Origin of the sequence: Mesorhizobium sp. CA6, assembly GCF_020165035.1 — a bacterium.
GTDB lineage: Bacteria > Pseudomonadota > Alphaproteobacteria > Rhizobiales > Rhizobiaceae > Mesorhizobium.
This window is the reverse complement of sequence record NZ_JAIUHI010000006.1, coordinates 192184-208709: the sequence shown is the minus strand read 5'-3', so window position 1 is coordinate 208709 and position 16526 is coordinate 192184. Positions and strand designations below refer to the sequence as shown.

Here is a 16526-nt window from a genome sequence, read left to right as displayed (position 1 = left end):
TCATCATCCAGCGCGAAGCAAGGAGCGTGGCGGCGCAGACCACAGGATGATGACTCCGCCGGCATTCACCGCATTGCGAAAACCGCTTCCAATGCCGGGCGAAGGCGCTATCTATGGCGCGGGGCGGCTCCCAATCACTCACGAGGCAATCCATGACAATTCGCGCTGTCGTCTGGGGCGAGAACATCCATGAGCGGACCAATGAGGTGGTGGCCTCGATCTATCCGGAAGGCATGCACGCGACCATTGCCACGGCGTTGAACACCGACGCAGGCATATCAGCCTCGACCGCGACGCTGGAGCAGCCGGAGCACGGCCTGCCGGAATCCCGCCTCGCGGAAACCGACGTGCTGGTCTGGTGGGGCCACAAGGACCATGGCGCGGTGGCCGACGAAGTGGTCGAACGCGTTGCGAAGCGCGTCTTCCAAGGCATGGGGCTGATTATCCTCCATTCCGGCCATTTCTCGAAAATCTTCAAACGGCTGATGGGTACGCCCTGCACTTTGAAATGGCGCGAGGCCGGCGAGCGCGAGCGGCTCTGGGTGACGAGCCCCAGCCACCCCATCGCCGAAGGCGTCGGCGAGTTCTTCGAGCTCGAGAACGAGGAGATGTATGGCGAGCAGTTCGCCGTGCCCGAGCCGCTGGAAACCGTCTTCATCTCCTGGTTCCAGGGCGGCGAGGTGTTCCGCTCGGGCCTGACCTACCGGCGCGGCGCCGGCAATGTCTTCTACTTCCGCCCCGGACACGAAACCTATCCGTCCTATCACGACGCCACCGTGCAGAAGGTCCTGCGCAATGCGGTGAAGTGGGCGCACAACCCGCAAGGGGCGAAGCCCGCCATCCTCGACGCGCCGAACGTGCCGGTGGAAAAGGCGCTGGAGCCGATCGAGGAGCGCGGGCCCAGGCTGCATGCGCATGGCGAGGCCGGCTTCCGCTAAAAAGCGCCTCTCCGCTTCGTTTGGGATTGCGCCAAAACAGCGCCCGGGTCACATTCTCCCCCCGTTATTGAATCGAACCAAATCGCTCAAAGGGACAAAAAATGCGGCTTTTGATACTCGGCACCGGCTGGATGGCGCAGGAACATGCCCGCCGCTTCGGCGCGATCGAGGGCGTCGAGATCGTCGGCGCCGTCGATGTCGATGCGGCCCGCGTCGGCGAATATGCCGACGCCTACAAGATCCCGAAGCGCTTCACCTCGCTGGAGGCGGCGCTCGACTGGGGCGATTTCGACGCGGTCGCCAATGTCACGCCCGACCGCATCCATCATCCGACCACCATGGCGCTGGTCGCCGCCGGCAAGCCGGTACTGTGCGAGAAGCCGCTGGCGGAAAATTTCCGCAAAGCTAGCGAAATGGCCGATGCCGCAGAATCCGCCGGCATCGTCAACATGGTCAACCTCACCTATCGCAACGTCGCCGCGTTGCAGAAGGCGCGCCGGATGGTGCAGGCCGGCGAGATCGGCACGGTGCGCCATGTCGAGGCGTCCTACCTGCAGAGCTGGCTGGTGTCGAAATTCTGGGGCGACTGGCGCACCGATCCGAAATGGCTGTGGCGGCTGTCGCGCGGCCACGGCTCGAACGGCGTGCTCGGCGATGTCGGCATCCACATCCTCGATTTCGCCAGCTATGGCGCGGCGCTCGATATCGACCATGTCTTCTGCAGGCTGCGCGCCTTCGACAAGGCGCCAGGCAACCGCATCGGCGAGTACCAGCTCGACGCCAACGACAGTTTCGCCATGACGCTCGACTTCGCCAACGGCGCCTTCGGCGTGGTGCATGCCAGCCGCTGGGCCACCGGCCACATCAACGAGTTGCGCCTGCGCATCCATGGCGACAAGGGCGGGATCGAGGTGGTGCACAATCTCGACGGCTCGATGCTCAAGGCCTGCGTCGGCGACAATGTCGAGAACGCCAAATGGGAAGAGCTCGACGCCGGCACCGTCCCGACCAACTACCAGCGCTTTGTCGAGGCGGTGAAGAGCGGCGCGCAGACCGAGCCGACCTTCCGCCACGCGGCGGGTCTGCAGAAGGTGCTGGATCTTGCCGTTGTGTCGGATGAGAAGCGCGCCGAGTTGAGGGCCATCGCGGATACGCAGTAGCGCTTTCCTCGCCCCCGCCAAAGGCGGGGGAGAGGTGTCCGCGAAGCGGACGGAGAGGGGGTCTCCGTAGGGCGCTCCCCCTCTCCGTCTCGGCTTCGCCGAGCCACCTCTCCCCCACTTCGTGGAGGCGAGGAACAAGATCACCGAGCGCGGTAAATCGCCACCGCCGCAGCCACCAACGCGGCGTTGCCGTCCGCCACGCTTCCATCCGGCAATTCCTTGCCGTCCTCCAGCCCGACCCGCGTCGACAACTTCCGCGCGGCCGCCCTTTCCACGAATGGCCAAACCGTGGCGTTCTCGCCGTGCAGCAGGATGGAGCGGCGGATGTCGGCGCGTTCCAGCACAGTCTCGATGCCATCTGCCACGGCAAAGGCTTCATCCAGCGCCTGCTCGGAAATCTCGACCAACACGCGCAGCACCCGCCCGCCATGGTCGAGACCGACGAGACGCTCGGCGTCGGCAATGGAAGCGAGCCCGGCTTCGATGGCGATGCCGCGTTGGCGCAGGCTTTCCATGACGACGGGCGCCGCCGTCTCGCTGAGATTGACCGAGGCATAATCGGGCAGCTCGCGCCAGCCGGAAATGGCAACCAGCGTGCGCAAATCGTCCTTCTCGATCCAGGCGCCGGTGGAGACGCCGATCAGCGTGCCTGGACAGGCGCGGCGGAGTGCTGCGACCGTGCTGTCCATCGCCTGCGGCGCCAGGCTCTCCCGACCATCGGCGCTGCGCGCGTGCACGTGCAGCTCGGCTGCGCCCGCCGCGATCGAGGCGGCGGCGTCGCGCGCCATCGCCTCGGGATCGAGCGGCAATGCGGGGTGGAAGCCAGCGGCTCGGGCGCCGTTGATGCAGGCCTGGACGATCATCGTTGCGGCAATCCTGTTTCGGCTGGCCGGAGCCTAGCGTAGGGCCAGGATGATCGGAACGGATATGACGAAGTCTCCTGACAAGCCGGGACTGCAAAAGAAATATCTCCCTGGCCCGACCGGCCAGGGCGTAGGCGTTCCCCTTCTGGAATTTCGGAGCTTCGAAATCCGTTACGCCGGCACGCGCTTCAGCGCCTGCGCCATGCAGTGAATGCCGCCGCCGGTCTTGGAGATTTCGCTCATGTCGACAGCGGCGACCTCAAAGCCGCGCGCCTTCAGCTGGCCGATCAGCGTCTTGCTCGACGTCGGCGCGATCACCCTGTCCTTGCCGAGCGACATGAAGTTGCAGCCGAGCGCCATCGTGTCCTGGAAGGGCACGTCGATGATCTCGTGGCCCTTTCCCTTCAGCCAGTCGACAATGCCGGGCTCGGTGCAGGCGAGGCAGACGGCGGTGAGCTTCTCGGCAATCGGCACCACCATCAGGTCGATATGGACGTAATATTCGTCGATGAAGGCGAGCCGCGTCTCCCAGCCTTCCTTGTCGAACCAGGCCTGCACCTGACGCGCGCCTTCTTCCTGCGTGCGGGCGCCGCCGCAGCCGATCAGCACCACGCCCTCCTCGATTACGTTGAAATCGCCGCCCTCGAAGGTGCCGGCGGTCACCATGTCGTAGATCGGGATGCCGAGCTTCTCATACGTGCGGATGGCCGCATAGTTCTCGCCGCGCCGCCACCAATTGGCCATGGCGGTGATGAAGGCGCCGTAAGGAGTCATCACGCTGGAATCGCGCGAATAGACCTGCATCGGCAGTTCCGGCGTCGGCTCGTGCCAGTGGATGTTGACGCCGAAATGCTCATAGGCCGCGACAAGGTCCTTGTGCTGCGCCTGCGCGATCTGGATGTTGCAAGGCGCCTCGCGCAGATGCTTGCGCGACAGCGAGCTGGTCGACAGGTGACGCAGGAAGTTCGGCGAGCCGAGCAGCACGTCGGTCAGCACATCAGTCTCGTTGGCGAAGCCCCAGGCGGTCAGCGGCTTGGTGCCGCCATTGGGGTTGCGGCGCTGCAGCGAGAACGGCTCGGCGACGATGCGGTCATGGACGGTCATGGTGTTCTCCTCGGGATGGTTTGTTTCGTGTCATGAGATGGAGGCGGCCGGGATCCACCAGTCGCGCCCGCGCGGCGTGGTGACATATTCGGGCCAGCGGAAGTTGATCGGCGGTTCGTAGTCGCAGAGCGGCGCGATCCAGTTCGAGCCGCCGACGCCGCCGCCGGTTCGCTTGACGAATTCGTCCATCGCGGCGTCGCGCGCGGTCTTGTCCTCGAGCAAGCGCAGGGCGGTGAGCGCAACCGTCTTCGCGGCGCAGGTGACCATCGGGTCGATGGTCGCCGGAATGCCGCCCAGCGCGTTCATCACCCAGGCCGGATAAGCATGGCCCTTGGCCGCGCGCAGCGCCGGACGGGCGACATAGAAGCGCGATGTCGGCGCATGCCAGCTCATGTCGGTGTAATCGTCAGATGTGGAGTTCACCTGCGATGGCGGCAGGTCGCGGCGCAGGATCGCCTCGGCGTCCTGCGGCGAAATCAGCCGCTCCAATTCGTCGATGAACGGGTTCTCCGTCGCCTCGCCGCCGGCATTGACCTGGACCTCGCGGGCGATCGCCCTCGCCTCTTCGTTCCAGCGCGGCGCACCCACGGTCGAAAGCGCCTGATAGGTGATGCCGGCCATGGCGTGATTGGCCAATCCCGGGCGCGACTTCGACACCCAGCGGCGCTCATGGCGGCAGCCGCTCATATTTGCCGCGGCTTGCGCGTTGCGGTCGAGAACGGCAGTCACCTGCTCGGCCATGGCAATGGTCGGCACGCGGATCATGTACTGGATCTCGGCAAGGCCGGCCGGAAGGTTGTCAGCGGTCGCCTGCCCCGCGGTCAGGATTGCCTCGCTGATCGACCAGCCGCCCTGATGCGTCAGCATGGAATCGCGCAGCGCCTTGGACGCCATGTACATCATCATCAGCGCGTCGTTGGCGCCGGGCGCCCGGACCGCCGAATGCGCTTGCGGGATGGGTGCTGCGTCGCTGGCGCGAACCCAATTTTCCGGCTCGTCGCAGACGAAGCGGTAGATCATCGAATAGGCGGCGCCGCAATGCGTATCCCAGCGCGCGGTGTTGCAGAGCGGCAGCATGTAGAAGGGATGGAAGGAGATCATGCCGGCAAGGCCGTCATAATAGCCTTTGGCCGCATGGATCGGTTTCGACCCCCTCACCTTCTCGGCCGGCTCGCCGGTGAAGCGCAGCGTGCCCTTGATGCCGTGTTCCAGCATCGCCGCCTTGGTGGCCAAAAGCCCGCCGAGGCTGCCGATGCCGAGGCCCGAATGCGGATCGGTATGGCCACCCGCCTCCTGCCCAAGGCCCGGCCGCGCGCGTTTCACCGTCGCTGCGTCCTGGCAATTGCCGGGCACGGCGTCGTATTCGCCATACATGCCGATCACGGGGCCGTCGCCATTCGTCCAATGGGCGCAGAAGGCAGTGGGCATGCCGCCCGAGCCTTCCTCGATCGAAAAGCCTTCGCGCTTCAGCCGATCCACATACCAGGCCGCCGACTGGTACTCGCGCCAGGCGGTTTCGCCAAAGTCGAAGATGGTGCGCGTCCAGGCCGAGAGCAGCGGCTGGATGCTGTCGATGCAGGCTAAAGCGGTTTCTTGCGCCGAGGTCGTCACCGGTTTGTCCATGCCTAAAAGAAAGCAGTGAAGCCGCGCATCAAAAAGTGATATGTTTTCCCGGCTCGTGCAAATTCGGTTCACCTGAGGCCTCTTGCGAATACCATCCACGCAGGCGCTGCGCGCCCTCGACAGCTTCGCCCGTCACGGCAGCGTCTGGCGCGCCGCCGACGAACTCCACCTCACCCGCAGCGCCGTCTCGCATCAGTTGCGGCTGCTCGAGCGCGACCTCGGCTTCGATCTCCTGCAGCGCATCGGCAAGGGCGTGGCGCTGACGCCGCGCGGCCAGCGCTACGCGGCCGACGTCCGAAAGGCGCTGACCGTGCTTGGCGATGCGAGGACTCAGAACAGCGGCGCCGGCGTCGGCGGCTCCTTCGCTATCTCCTGCCCGCCGGGCTTCGCCTCAATGTTTTTGTGCACGCATATCGGCGAGTTCCAGCAGATGTACCCGGACGTGACGCTCTCGGTGCTCACGCCGCGGCGGCTCGACGATGTCAGCAATCCGGATGCCGACGCCTTCATCGCCTTCGGCGTCGGCAACTGGCCGAACCGGGCGGTGGAACTGCTGTGCGAGGTCTCCTTCACGCCGCTTTGCAGCCCGAGACTGCTCAACAAGGTCGGCGGTTTTTCCAAACCCGCCGACGTGCTGCGCGCCAACCTCCTGCATCTTTCCGACACCGAGGACTGGGCGCGCTGGCTGGCGCTGTCCAAGGTGGAAAATCCCGATACCGAAGGCGGCATCTTCTTTTCCGATATGAATCTGGTCTTTTCGGCGGCAATCGCCGGCCAGGGGATTGCGCTCGGCGACGAGCTGACCGGCCGCCAGGCGCTGAGCGAAGGCCGGCTGGTCAAGCCGTTCGAGGCGACCGTCCCGTCGCCGCGCTCCTATTTTCTGGTCTTCGAGCACGCCAAGGCGGGGCACCCGGTGCTCAATGCCTTCGGCGACTGGCTGAGGGCGAAGCTGTCGGAGAGCAGCCTGGCTAAGTATTGAGATCGGCGCTGCCGCGTCGCCGCTCCGCACCACGCGTGAATCAAATTTGCCGATCAGGCGAAAACTATTCGGTTGCGGTGAGCCGCAGCCGTGCCTACGATTTGGCTTGACGGTGAGGATAGAGGCAGGATGCAGCAACCCGGCCGGGCCGCAGAGATCAAGGCGAACGGGATCGGCAAGAGCTTCGGCTCGTTCCGGGCGCTGGATAATCTGACGCTCGATATCGGCCGCGGCGAATTCCTGACGCTGCTCGGACCATCCGGTTCCGGCAAGACCACCTTCCTGATGATCCTCGCCGGCTTCGTGCAGCCGAGCGAAGGCAAGCTTTTCAGCGACGGTGTCGACATCACCAACCGGCCGGCCGAGCAACGCGCCGCCGGCATGGTGTTCCAGGGCTATGCTTTGTTCCCGCATATGAGCGTGGAACAGAACATCGCCTTCCCGCTCAAGGTGCGCAAGAAATCCGCCGCAGAGATCAAAAGCCGTGTCGGCGAGATGATCGAACGCGTCGGACTGAAAGGCCATCAGAAGAAGCTGCCGGCGCAGCTTTCCGGCGGCCAGCAGCAGCGTGTGGCGCTGGCCCGCGCACTGGTGTTCGAGCCGGGCGTGCTCTTGCTCGACGAGCCGTTCTCGGCGCTGGACAAGAGCCTGCGCGGCCAGATGCAGGCCGAGATGAAGCGGCTGCACCAGGAGACCGGCACCACCTTCGTCTTCGTTACGCACGACCAGAGCGAGGCGCTGGCGCTGTCGTCGCGCGTCGCCATCTTCAACCACGGCAAGCTGTTGCAGGTCGGCAGGCCTGACGAGGTCTATAACCGGCCTACCAACCGCTTCGTCGCCGAGTTCCTGGGCGAGATCAACATGCTGCCGGTGAAGGGCGTGCGCCCCGCCGACAATGGCGCGACCGGGCTCTGCGAAGACCGCGCGGTCAACATGCGCTGCAAGGCCGAGGCGATCAAAGGCGACGCCATCCTCGCCATCCGCCCCGAGGACATGTCGATCGCGCCGGAAGCGTTCGCCAACCAAAACGGCATCGCGGCGACGGCCGTCGCCTCGACTTATCTCGGTGCCGCGACCAAGCTCGACCTCACCACGCGCCAGGGCGCCAAGGTCACCGTATCGGTGCCGAACGAGGTCGCAGCCGCGGCGCTGAGCAAAGGCAATTCCGTCTGGCTGACCTGGCCGGCGGAAAAGGGTTTCCTCCTTCCGGACGGAGGACAATAGAGAGCGCCGCCGCGGCCTTAATTCGCCGCCCGGCTTCCGGTTCAAAATCAACGACAACAAGGGGAACTGACATGACGAACGAAACCAAGAAACAGACGATCGAATCCCTCGCCGAGCGGACCAAGCGCGGCGAGATATCGCGCCGGCAGTTCGCGCAGCTTGCGGGCCTCGTGCTCGCCGGCACGCCGATGCTTTTGCGCTCGACCGGCGCTCAAGCCGAGACCAAAGGGCTGGTGCTGGTGAACTGGGGCGGCGACGCCATAACGGCTTACGATGCCGCTTACGGCCAGGCCTTCACCAAGGAAACAGGCATCCCGGTCAAGATGGACGGCTCCGGCCCGACCGAAGGTGCTATCGCCGCGCAGTACAAGAGCGGCGCGCCGACCTGGGACCTGGTCGACGTCGATCCGTTCTCGGCCATCACGCTCGGCGGCCAGGGCATGCTCGAGCCGATCGACTACAAGGTCGTCGACAAGAGCAAGATGCGGCCGGGCTTCGGCTGGGAATATGCCGCCTCGACCTACTTCTTCTCCTATGTGATCGCCTACGACTCACAAAAATTCGGCTCCAACGCGCCGACCGGAATGGCCGACTTCTTCGACGTCAAGAAATTCCCCGGCAAGCGCTCGCTTTACAAATGGGGCGTGTCGAGCTGGGAAGCGGCACTGCTGGCCGACGGTGTGGCACCCGCCTCGCTCTATCCGCTCGACCTGAAGCGCGCGCATGACAAGATCGCCGCCTTCAAGGAAAACGTCGTCTCCTATTGGGGCGGCGGCGCCGAAAGCCAGAGCGTGCTGCTCAACGGCGAGGCTTCGATGGCGATCGTATGGTCGACCCGCGCCTCGTTGATCGAGCAGGACTCCGGCGGCCAGATCAAGTTCATCTGGGACCAGGGCCTGATCTCGCCCGGCGCGCTGGCGGTGCTGAAGAACAATCCCGGCAGCAAGGACGCGGCGATGAAGTTCATCGCCAGCACCCAGGATCCGCAGAAGGAGCTGGTGATGTTCGACAAGCTCGGACAGGGCCCGGCCAATCCGGCGGCCGATGCGCTGATCCCGGCCGACAAGAAGCGCATCAACCCGGTCGATCCGGACAACATGAAGAAGCAGATCCCGCTCGACATGGAGTGGTACGCCAAGAATTACGGCGCCGCGCTCGACGAATACACCAAGATCATCTCGGCCTGATCAGGCCGAGATTTCTGACCGATGAGAGGCCCCCTCTCCGACAGGATGGGCGCGGCGCTGTTGATGGCGCCGCTGCTCCTGTTTTTGATCCTTGCCTATGCCTGGCCCTTCCTCGGCGTGGTGAAGTGGAGTTTTACCCTCCCAACGCCAGGCCTCGGCCAGTACCACGCTTTGCTCACCGACGACCTGGTGCAGTCGGTGTTCATCCGCACGCTGCGCATCGCGGCGATCGTCACCGTGGTCTCGGTCACCGCCGCCTATGCCATCACCGTGGTGTGGGTGCGCGGCAGTCCGGTGCAGCGTGTGCTGGCCGAGTTCTGCATCCTGGTGCCTTTCTGGATCTCGGTGCTGACGCGCGCCTTCGGCTGGGTCGCGCTGCTCTCCAACCGCGGCCTGATCAACACCTGGCTGCAATCGGTCGGCTTCATCTCGGAGCCGCTGACTTTGGTGCGCAACGAGTTCGGCGTCATCGTCGGCATGTCGCATTTTCTCATCCCTTTCGCGGTATTCCCGCTGGCATCCGCCATGCGTAGCCTGGACGAGCGCGTGCTGCTTGCGGCGCGTGGCCTTGGCTCCAGCCGCATGCGCACCTTCTGGACGGTGTTCGTGCCGATGACGCGCTCCGGCATCATCGGCTCGGCGCTGATCACCTTCGTCTTCTCGCTGGGCTTCTTCGTCACGCCGGCAATCCTCGGCGGCGGCCGCAGCGTGATGATCGCAGAGCTCATTTATCTGCGCATCTTCCAGAGCCCGGACTGGGGGCTGGGCGCGGCGATCAGCGTCGTGCTGGTGGTGTTCGTCGGCGCGCTGATGGCGCTGCTGTTCCGCTACGTCAAACCGAAGCAATTGGTGTAGCCAAGATGCCGACCTACCGCCCCGGCCCCGTCTCGCTGCTCCTCGCCGTGGTGGTGGCGCTGTTCCTGCTGATGCCGCTGCTTGCCGTCATCCCGGTGTCGCTGACGCCGAGCCGGATGCTGACCATGCCGACGGGTGAACTGTCGCTGCGCCACTACCGTTCGCTGATCGAGGATCCGCGCTGGTTGGACTCGATCCTGCTTTCGCTCAGGATCGGGATCGTCAGCAGCATCCTTTCCACCGCGCTTGCCCTCACCTTCAGCCTCGGCGTGTGGATGTTTCAGCCGCGCTTCACCGCCGCCCTTGTCGGCTTCGTGCTGTTGCCGATGGTGGTGCCGCCGGTGGTCTCGGCGGTGACGCTCTATTTCCTGCTCACCTCGGTTTCCGGCATCACCTCCTTCTTCGGGTATGATACCTGGCTGGGCGTCGCTATGGCGCATTCGGTGATGACCGTGCCTTTCGCCACGGTGCTCATCCTCGTGTCGCTCAGCCAGATCGACCGGCGCATCGACCTTGCCGCGCGCGGGCTCGGCGCCAGCGTGTGGGAGCGCGCGACGCGCGTCATCATGCCCAACGTCAAGTTCGGCATCGTCACCGCGGCGCTGCTCTCCTTCGTGCTCTCCTGGGAGGAGATCGGCGTGACGCTGTTCATCACCTCGGTCAACGCCATCACCCTGCCACGCCTGATGTGGATGGGCCTGCGCGACAACATCGACCCGGCGATCGCCGCGCTCTCGGTGATCCTGATCATTATCACCGTGCTGGTGCTCGCCCTGCGCAGCGTCATCACAAGGCAGCGCGGCGCACGCTAGAGCGCGGCGTCGGCGGGCGGCAAGGCACATCGTCGGCCCGAAACGAAAGAGGCCCGCCGGAGCGGCGAGCCTCTTACGGAGCCGAAGTGGAAGCTTGGCGCCGTCATGATCCGGGGGTGTGGATCGGCTCGAAATTTAGCCAACAGCGCCCGATCAGGCGACTTACAAATCTGTAATCTTCGGCTGAGCCAGACCCCGCTCATACACAAAATCATTTGCTGTCAGCGGCTTGCAGCGAAAATCGGACGTCCAAGCGTCGCCTCTCAAACAAACGTGATGAACCGCCCGGCGAGCGGTATGGCAGCAGCGGTTCAAGGAATGTGGGCGGGTCACGATGCGGCCGCTTGCACGCGCCATGGAAGTGCACGCCGGACGAAGGCCCCCCGGCCTCGTCCCTGCGTGCCAATCTGTTCAGGCGGCTTGCGGCCGCCGCATCCTTTCGACCAAGGCCTGCCTTGCCGGTCCGGCAAGCGGCTTGTCCGTCGTCAGCAGGCCATCGAGCAGTGTCAGAAGCTCGCGCGCTGCCGAAGACTTGCAGGAATAATAGACCATCTGACGATCGCGGCGGGTTTCGACAAGGCCAAACCTGCGCAGTTTGGCCAGGTGTTGCGACAGCGCCGACTGGCTGAGTTCGACCTTGTCGGCGAGCACGCCGACCGAGAGTTCGCCCTCAGCGAGGTAGTTCATGATGAGCAGACGCTTCTCGTTGCCCATCACCGCAAGAAAGGCTGCCGCGCTTTCTGCGTTGGCGGTAAGTTTCTTGGTGACCATCGATTTCCCCATGGTTCATGCTCTTCCGAAGGCCATGGGGGCAATGGCTTCGGAGTTCCAGAGCGTTGACGGGCCAGCCCCGATTTGGACGGGACCTGCCCTGCTTCTTTCGACCAGAACCCCTTCGTAACCCGGTTGCCACCACGTCGGGGTTGCTGGTCTCGGACAGAACGCACGGCGCTTTTCTCGACGCAAGTCAATGCAGACTCGGAAAAATTCCGTGCTGCTAATGCGTATCAGCGCAACGCTCATTCGGCAAGAATATAACGAGACCCGACAAAACAGCGGTCAGCCACAGCCGCGGAAGCAGGCCGGGCGAGGCGCCTGACCAAAGAGGCCTGCGGCTATGTACCGGCGACTCACTCCCGATCTTGAAGCATGCTAATATGTTAGCCGGGGCAGAGAGGGGCCGGGCTATTAGGAGGAAGCCATGACCGCGGTGCGCAACACATTCACCCCTGACGAGACGGCCATGCTTGGCCGTGTCTACGCGAACGGCAATGTCGAGGGCGAGACCGCCGAACAGAAGGAAGCGCGCGCTTCGCGCATCATCGCCAATTACATGGCGGGCATCACCGACGAGGCGGAATTGATGGAGCTTTCGCGGCGGCCGCTTGGCAGATGAACGGCGTGCGCCGCCTTCGTGAGACGGCTTCACGGTAAGTTGACGTTCCGGATCGGAACCACGCGGCAAAATTTCGTGTTCCGACATATTTCGGGAGAGCTTTCGCGATGATCCAGGGATGGTTTTCCAGGCCGGTCGAAGTCGCCGTCGGCGTTTCCGGCTCTATCCGGCATATATCCAACGCGGAGCAAGCCGTCGAACTGCTGACCGGCCAATGGCGCGATGCCGGCAGCGCGCTGCATGGCGCGGCGCTGCGCGCCTGCCGCCGGGCGATCCGCGGCGACATCGCGGCGGACAACGCCAGGGAGGCCTTTATCGTCGCCGCGCGCGAGGCGCATGTGCTGGTGGAATAGAGCGTTTTAAAGGCCCTTGGTCGCGCGATTTAGCGGCCCGGATCGCGCGCCATCCGGTGCCCATGAGCCGGTCCGAACGCGGCCTGTCGCCACGTTAAGATTCTTCGGAACCTAATGCGCGATGGTTGGTTAACGCGCGGGTTCCGCATCGCCTCGCGAACCTGCATCGGGCGCCCATCCGGCGCCGATTGCTTGCTCTAAAGACAATCACAAGAACGGAGGAAGTGATGAACGATGTCTGGTTTTCCGAACCAGTCGTGATCGATTTCCAGCCAAACGGCCAGCGCAAGGTATCAAGCTGTTTCGAGGCGATGGAATGCCTCGACCAGCGCTGGCCGGGGCCGGCGCGCGGCGGCGCCTGGCGCTCGGCAAGCCGTGTCTGCCGCGATGCGCTCGATGGCCTGCGCAGCCCGGTGGAAGCCCGCAAGACACTGCGCAAGGCGGCCAAGGTCGCCGGCCTGCTGGCGTAGCCCTCGATTTTCCAATGGCGTCCCATCAGAGGCGTCGCCAAGCCCGTCACGGTTTCCCATTGCCGCGGCGGGCTTTGTTTTCAATGAGGGCGAAGCGACGCCTGATCAGGCGAAATCGCCAAGCACTTCGGGAAACTGGACCGCCATTGCTCCTTCATCCGCCTGCCGGGCGTAGAGCCGATGCATCTTCGTGCCGTCATATCTGGCCCGGCGGCGCTGCACGTCCTTGCCGAAAAGACCGGCAACAGCATCGAAGCGCCGGAAGAAGCGCTTCATCACGCCGCGCTCGAAGGGTATGCGCTGCTCGAACGGCTTGCCCCAAGGCGTGTCCTTTGCCAGGTCGCGCCATATCCTGAGAGCTTCGAGTTCGACGCCGACCTGATTGCCCCACGGCTTACCGCCCGCGAAATGCCTGGCCCAGGCTTGCGAGAAACGAAAATCTCTCGTTCCGAGCGATTGCAAATTCCAGTTGGGGTGCATCGTCTGCCACTTGCCCTCGAAGACGACGTTCAGGGCATTTTGATCATTCATCTGGCCATGAATGGCGGCCTTGCGCGTCTGCTCCAGCAGGGCGCTCTCCCGGACAGCGTTCATGTCGAAGACGACGACACCGGAATTGAAATACGGCGCGCCGGGCGCCAGCTTGAGCTTTTGCCGGTATGAAGGCCTGAAATACATGTAGTCGTCATGCGCGGCGAGCAGCGGTGCGTGCAGCCGCTGGCCGGCCAAGTCATTGATATCTCTGTTGAAGAGAACATCGCAATCCGTGTATGCGATGCGATCGTACGGCTCGAAAACCGGAAACTGATCGGCGAAAAGCCGAACGTAAGCGGCAATGCTGTATGTTCCAAAGCGAAAGCCGAAATTCGTCATGAAATCCGTGACATCGACCAGCTCGACCTTGGCTTTCAGCAGATGGCGGGCGACTTCAAGGTCCGTTGCGCTTGCACCGGTGTAGAGCAGAAAGCCGTCGATGGGCGTGGAGACATCAATTATCCGGCGCGCCGCCAGGCAGGCATACGGAAAGTAGTTGGCATCGGTCGCCAGGAAGAAACACGACTTCATTTTCCGCTAACCGCTAACCGTCACCTCGTTGTGGTGACTGACACAAAATGCTTTTCGGTGAAAGTCTCGATCGGGCCGGTAAGCGTGTCCGCCTCGGCTTTTATCTTCTTGTCGTCCCAATGCCACCATTGGATGGCGAGCAGCTTTGCGATGATGTCCTGCGAGAAGCGATACCGGATCAGCGCCGCCGGAGACCCGCCGACAATGGCGTAAGGCGGCACGTTCTTCGTGACCACAGCCCCTGCCCCGACGACAGCGCCATCGCCGATCTCGACGCCCGGCAAAATAATGGCGCCGTGGCCGATCCAGACATCATTGCCGATGGTGATGCCGCCCGGTCTGCCGCCATTAGCGATCGGCTCGCGCTGCTTCAGCAATCGGCTATGGATCGGAAACGAAGTTGCCCTGTCGGTCGGATGCTGGCCAGAGCACATGAAAAGCACCTGGCCGGCGACCGAGCAGAAGGCACCGATCTCCAGCGGAGCATCCTTCGAGGGAAAAAGCACCTTCCGCCACGTCACGCCGTAAGTGTGGCGGCCGATCGTGACGTGCTCCGGCAATTTGGAGCGCACATCCCTCAGCCATTTGGAAAGCGCCGACATTCAATATCTCCCCAACGCTCCCGCGACATAGCCTCGGATCGGCCGAACCATCAACAAAGAAACGTGCGAACAGGTGCAAGGAACCGATCCATCGAGGAACTTTTGAGTGGATTGCACAAGCGCGTGTGGTAGTGGGAGGACTTCAGACACTTCTCCCATTTCAGGTCGAATGGACGACGTTTTTGGTTATATCGCGTATGGCGATAACGAGGTTTATCACTTTGGCGCACTGCTCAGCGCGCTTAAGCTTTTGCACAATTGCCCAAGCGCCAAAATAATCGTCGCAACCGACAGACCCGAACTCTTTCGTCAATACCCCGTAGGGACGATCGCTATAACCGCCGACCAGAAAGAGCTGATGTCTTTCGGCTGGCGCTATCATTTTGGTATCAAGGCGGCGTCCTTGATCGAGATTCTGAAGCACGCGGACCGCCTCATCTTCATGGACTCCGACCATTACCCTTATGTCGATCCATCCAGAGGGTTTCGCCAGATTTCTCCGACCCGTTCTTTCATGCGCAAGTGTGAGGGCGAGCATCGGCTTTACCCGGTTCTCACAGGCAAAGGCGTCAAGATCGGAGACTATACCCTGACTGGGCACGAGCCGATGTGGCAAAGCGGAATCCTTGGCATTCATAGAGCCAATGCCAGTGCATTGACGGAGGCCTATTCCGCGATGTTGGCCGTACGCGAATTGACCAACACAGACGCACCGGAGCAGTTTTGCATCGGCGTCGCGCTCTCTCGAAATGGCTTGGCTCTGAGCCGACACCGTCTTCCGGTCAGCGACTACAACACACGCGGCAAAAAGGCTTTCGCCAGTCCGCGCGTGCTGCAGTTCTTCAAGATGTACAGCGACGCTCCAATTGCCGAGCAAATAAGAAGAGCCGGCTGGTATCGCTTGTGGCGAACTCCCATGGACCTGTGGCGCCAGCGGGACAGGTGGTCGCTCTAAGTTGGCTATGAGAGCTCAGGGCAGAAGAAGAATGTCTCGCTGATCGAACACATCGCGAATATTCATTTCCTTTTCGGTTTTGCCACCGAAGACAATACATCGCCTGTAGTGGCTGGAGAGATATTCGGCCATTTCCTCAGTTTTTGCCGGTCCATACCGCCAAGGGCCGTATTCCATGAGAATGGGCACTCGAAGCCGCACCAGTTCAGCCATGGATTTCAGCGCTTCGGGCTCGGCGCCTTCGATATCCATCCATACCAGGCCAACATCCTCAAGGTTGACCTCGGCATCAGCCAGGATGCCGTCCACGCGACGAAGCTGCACCCGAATCGATCGTGAATGGCCATTTGGCTTAACTACGCTGCTCGCGCCAAAATTGTCATCGCCGAAATAGAGATCGATAGAGCCCTCTCTGTCGCCAGCGGCGCATTCAAAGACAGTCACCAGGCTCGAAAGCTCATTGAGCGATAAATTGTGCTTCAGTAGCTTGAGGTTACGTGGATCCGGCTCCACCGAGACTGCTCGATCGAACTTGCCGCTGCGCATTAAATAAACGGTGTGCGTGCCTATATTCGCGCCGAGTTCCAGCAACACCCTTCCCTTCGGAACGCCGACAAGGTCAAGAACCCGATTGGCCAAATCGCGTTGGTAGTGCCCCTTCCGGAACAGGTCCTTGCCGATGGTTTCTCGAGGCGAGAATGTTAGAATGTGATCGTCAAACTGTTTCGTAACGAGAATGACGTCGTCCTTGAGAGCCAGCAGGCTGATAGTCTGAAACCAGTCGAAAGATCTGAGTTTTGCGAACAAACTGTCGCGCAGATGACGGATCGCTTCTTCCACTGGCACGAAAATCTTCATGCAGCCGCTTATGGCTGCAATTTCCCCGTTTGCAAGCGTTCAAGCGAAGCGGCTGTGCTTCAAGCCGTCACTAAGGCCGGGG

General features: G+C 62.8%; 18 protein-coding genes. 11 read left to right on the top strand and 7 right to left on the bottom strand.

All coding sequences use genetic code 11. From position 1 onward, the window contains the following. Positions 1-152 precede the first annotated feature (152 nt). On the top strand, positions 153-938 hold the full coding sequence (locus LB526_RS11430; RefSeq protein ID WP_224607304.1) for a ThuA domain-containing protein: 786 nt from the start codon (positions 153-155) through the stop codon (positions 936-938). Positions 939-1039: 101 nt separating this feature from the next. Further along, the gene (locus tag LB526_RS11425) at positions 1040-2098 is read left to right on the top strand and encodes a Gfo/Idh/MocA family protein (RefSeq protein ID WP_224544000.1); all 1059 of its coding nucleotides are present in this window, start codon (positions 1040-1042) and stop codon (positions 2096-2098) included. A gap of 140 nt (positions 2099-2238) precedes the next feature. Here LB526_RS11425 and LB526_RS11420 read toward each other — a convergent pair whose 3' ends face one another. The 3 genes from LB526_RS11420 to LB526_RS11410 form a co-directional block, all read right to left on the bottom strand. Then, complete coding sequence (locus LB526_RS11420) at positions 2239-2961, bottom strand: 3-keto-5-aminohexanoate cleavage protein (protein ID WP_224544001.1); 723 nt, start codon at positions 2959-2961, stop codon at positions 2239-2241. Positions 2962-3132: 171 nt separating this feature from the next. Then, positions 3133-4065, bottom strand: a complete 933-nt coding sequence (locus LB526_RS11415) for a dimethylarginine dimethylaminohydrolase family protein (protein WP_224544002.1) — start codon at positions 4063-4065, stop codon at positions 3133-3135. 30 nt (positions 4066-4095) lie between these two features. Beyond that, on the bottom strand, positions 4096-5688 hold the full coding sequence (locus LB526_RS11410) for an amidohydrolase (protein ID WP_224544003.1): 1593 nt from the start codon (positions 5686-5688) through the stop codon (positions 4096-4098). An 82-nt stretch (positions 5689-5770) separates the two neighbouring features. Here LB526_RS11410 and LB526_RS11405 point away from each other — a divergent pair, with 82 nt between their 5' ends. From LB526_RS11405 to LB526_RS11385, 5 genes are all read left to right on the top strand, one after another. After that, entirely contained in the window at positions 5771-6667 is an 897-nt protein-coding gene (locus tag LB526_RS11405; RefSeq protein ID WP_095767109.1) for a LysR substrate-binding domain-containing protein, read from the top strand. 129 nt (positions 6668-6796) lie between these two features. Beyond that, on the top strand, positions 6797-7891 hold the full coding sequence (locus LB526_RS11400) for an ABC transporter ATP-binding protein (protein WP_224524848.1): 1095 nt from the start codon (positions 6797-6799) through the stop codon (positions 7889-7891). A gap of 71 nt (positions 7892-7962) precedes the next feature. Further along, positions 7963-9078 (top strand): ABC transporter substrate-binding protein, encoded by a 1116-nt coding sequence (locus LB526_RS11395; protein WP_224627679.1) that lies wholly within the window; start codon positions 7963-7965, stop codon positions 9076-9078. A 21-nt stretch (positions 9079-9099) separates the two neighbouring features. Beyond that, on the top strand, positions 9100-9933 hold the full coding sequence (locus tag LB526_RS11390; protein WP_095767106.1) for an ABC transporter permease: 834 nt from the start codon (positions 9100-9102) through the stop codon (positions 9931-9933). 5 nt (positions 9934-9938) lie between these two features. Next, positions 9939-10745 (top strand): ABC transporter permease, encoded by an 807-nt coding sequence (locus tag LB526_RS11385; protein ID WP_140846101.1) that lies wholly within the window; start codon positions 9939-9941, stop codon positions 10743-10745. 411 nt (positions 10746-11156) lie between these two features. Here the strand turns inward: LB526_RS11385 and LB526_RS11380 are convergent, their stop codons facing one another. Then, complete coding sequence (locus LB526_RS11380; protein WP_095767198.1) at positions 11157-11516, bottom strand: ArsR/SmtB family transcription factor; 360 nt, start codon at positions 11514-11516, stop codon at positions 11157-11159. Positions 11517-11946: 430 nt separating this feature from the next. On the opposite strand from LB526_RS11380, the gene LB526_RS11375 reads away from it, so the two are divergent. The 3 genes from LB526_RS11375 to LB526_RS11365 all read left to right on the top strand — a co-directional run bounded on the left by LB526_RS11375 (position 11947) and on the right by LB526_RS11365 (position 12964). Next, entirely contained in the window at positions 11947-12141 is a 195-nt protein-coding gene (locus LB526_RS11375; protein ID WP_095767104.1) for a hypothetical protein, read from the top strand. A 107-nt stretch (positions 12142-12248) separates the two neighbouring features. Then, a complete protein-coding gene (locus LB526_RS11370) occupies positions 12249-12494 on the top strand; it encodes a DUF982 domain-containing protein (RefSeq protein WP_095767103.1) in 246 nt (81 codons plus the stop codon). Positions 12495-12721: 227 nt separating this feature from the next. Continuing rightward, on the top strand, positions 12722-12964 hold the full coding sequence (locus LB526_RS11365; RefSeq protein WP_095767102.1) for a DUF982 domain-containing protein: 243 nt from the start codon (positions 12722-12724) through the stop codon (positions 12962-12964). A 105-nt stretch (positions 12965-13069) separates the two neighbouring features. Here LB526_RS11365 and LB526_RS11360 read toward each other — a convergent pair whose 3' ends face one another. Together LB526_RS11360 and LB526_RS29705 are read right to left on the bottom strand one after the other, a co-directional pair. Next, positions 13070-14029: a glycosyltransferase family 8 protein gene (locus tag LB526_RS11360; RefSeq protein ID WP_224524858.1), complete on the bottom strand. Its 960-nt coding sequence runs from the start codon at positions 14027-14029 to the stop codon at positions 13070-13072. Positions 14030-14049: 20 nt separating this feature from the next. After that, positions 14050-14631 (bottom strand): CatB-related O-acetyltransferase, encoded by a 582-nt coding sequence (locus LB526_RS29705; protein ID WP_318011872.1) that lies wholly within the window; start codon positions 14629-14631, stop codon positions 14050-14052. A gap of 169 nt (positions 14632-14800) precedes the next feature. Here LB526_RS29705 and LB526_RS11350 point away from each other — a divergent pair, with 169 nt between their 5' ends. Continuing rightward, positions 14801-15586 (top strand): hypothetical protein, encoded by a 786-nt coding sequence (locus tag LB526_RS11350; protein ID WP_224524863.1) that lies wholly within the window; start codon positions 14801-14803, stop codon positions 15584-15586. Between the two features lie 15 nt (positions 15587-15601). Here the strand turns inward: LB526_RS11350 and LB526_RS11345 are convergent, their stop codons facing one another. Beyond that, the gene (locus tag LB526_RS11345; protein ID WP_224524866.1) at positions 15602-16444 is read right to left on the bottom strand and encodes an FkbM family methyltransferase; all 843 of its coding nucleotides are present in this window, start codon (positions 16442-16444) and stop codon (positions 15602-15604) included. Positions 16445-16526: the final 82 nt, after the last annotated feature.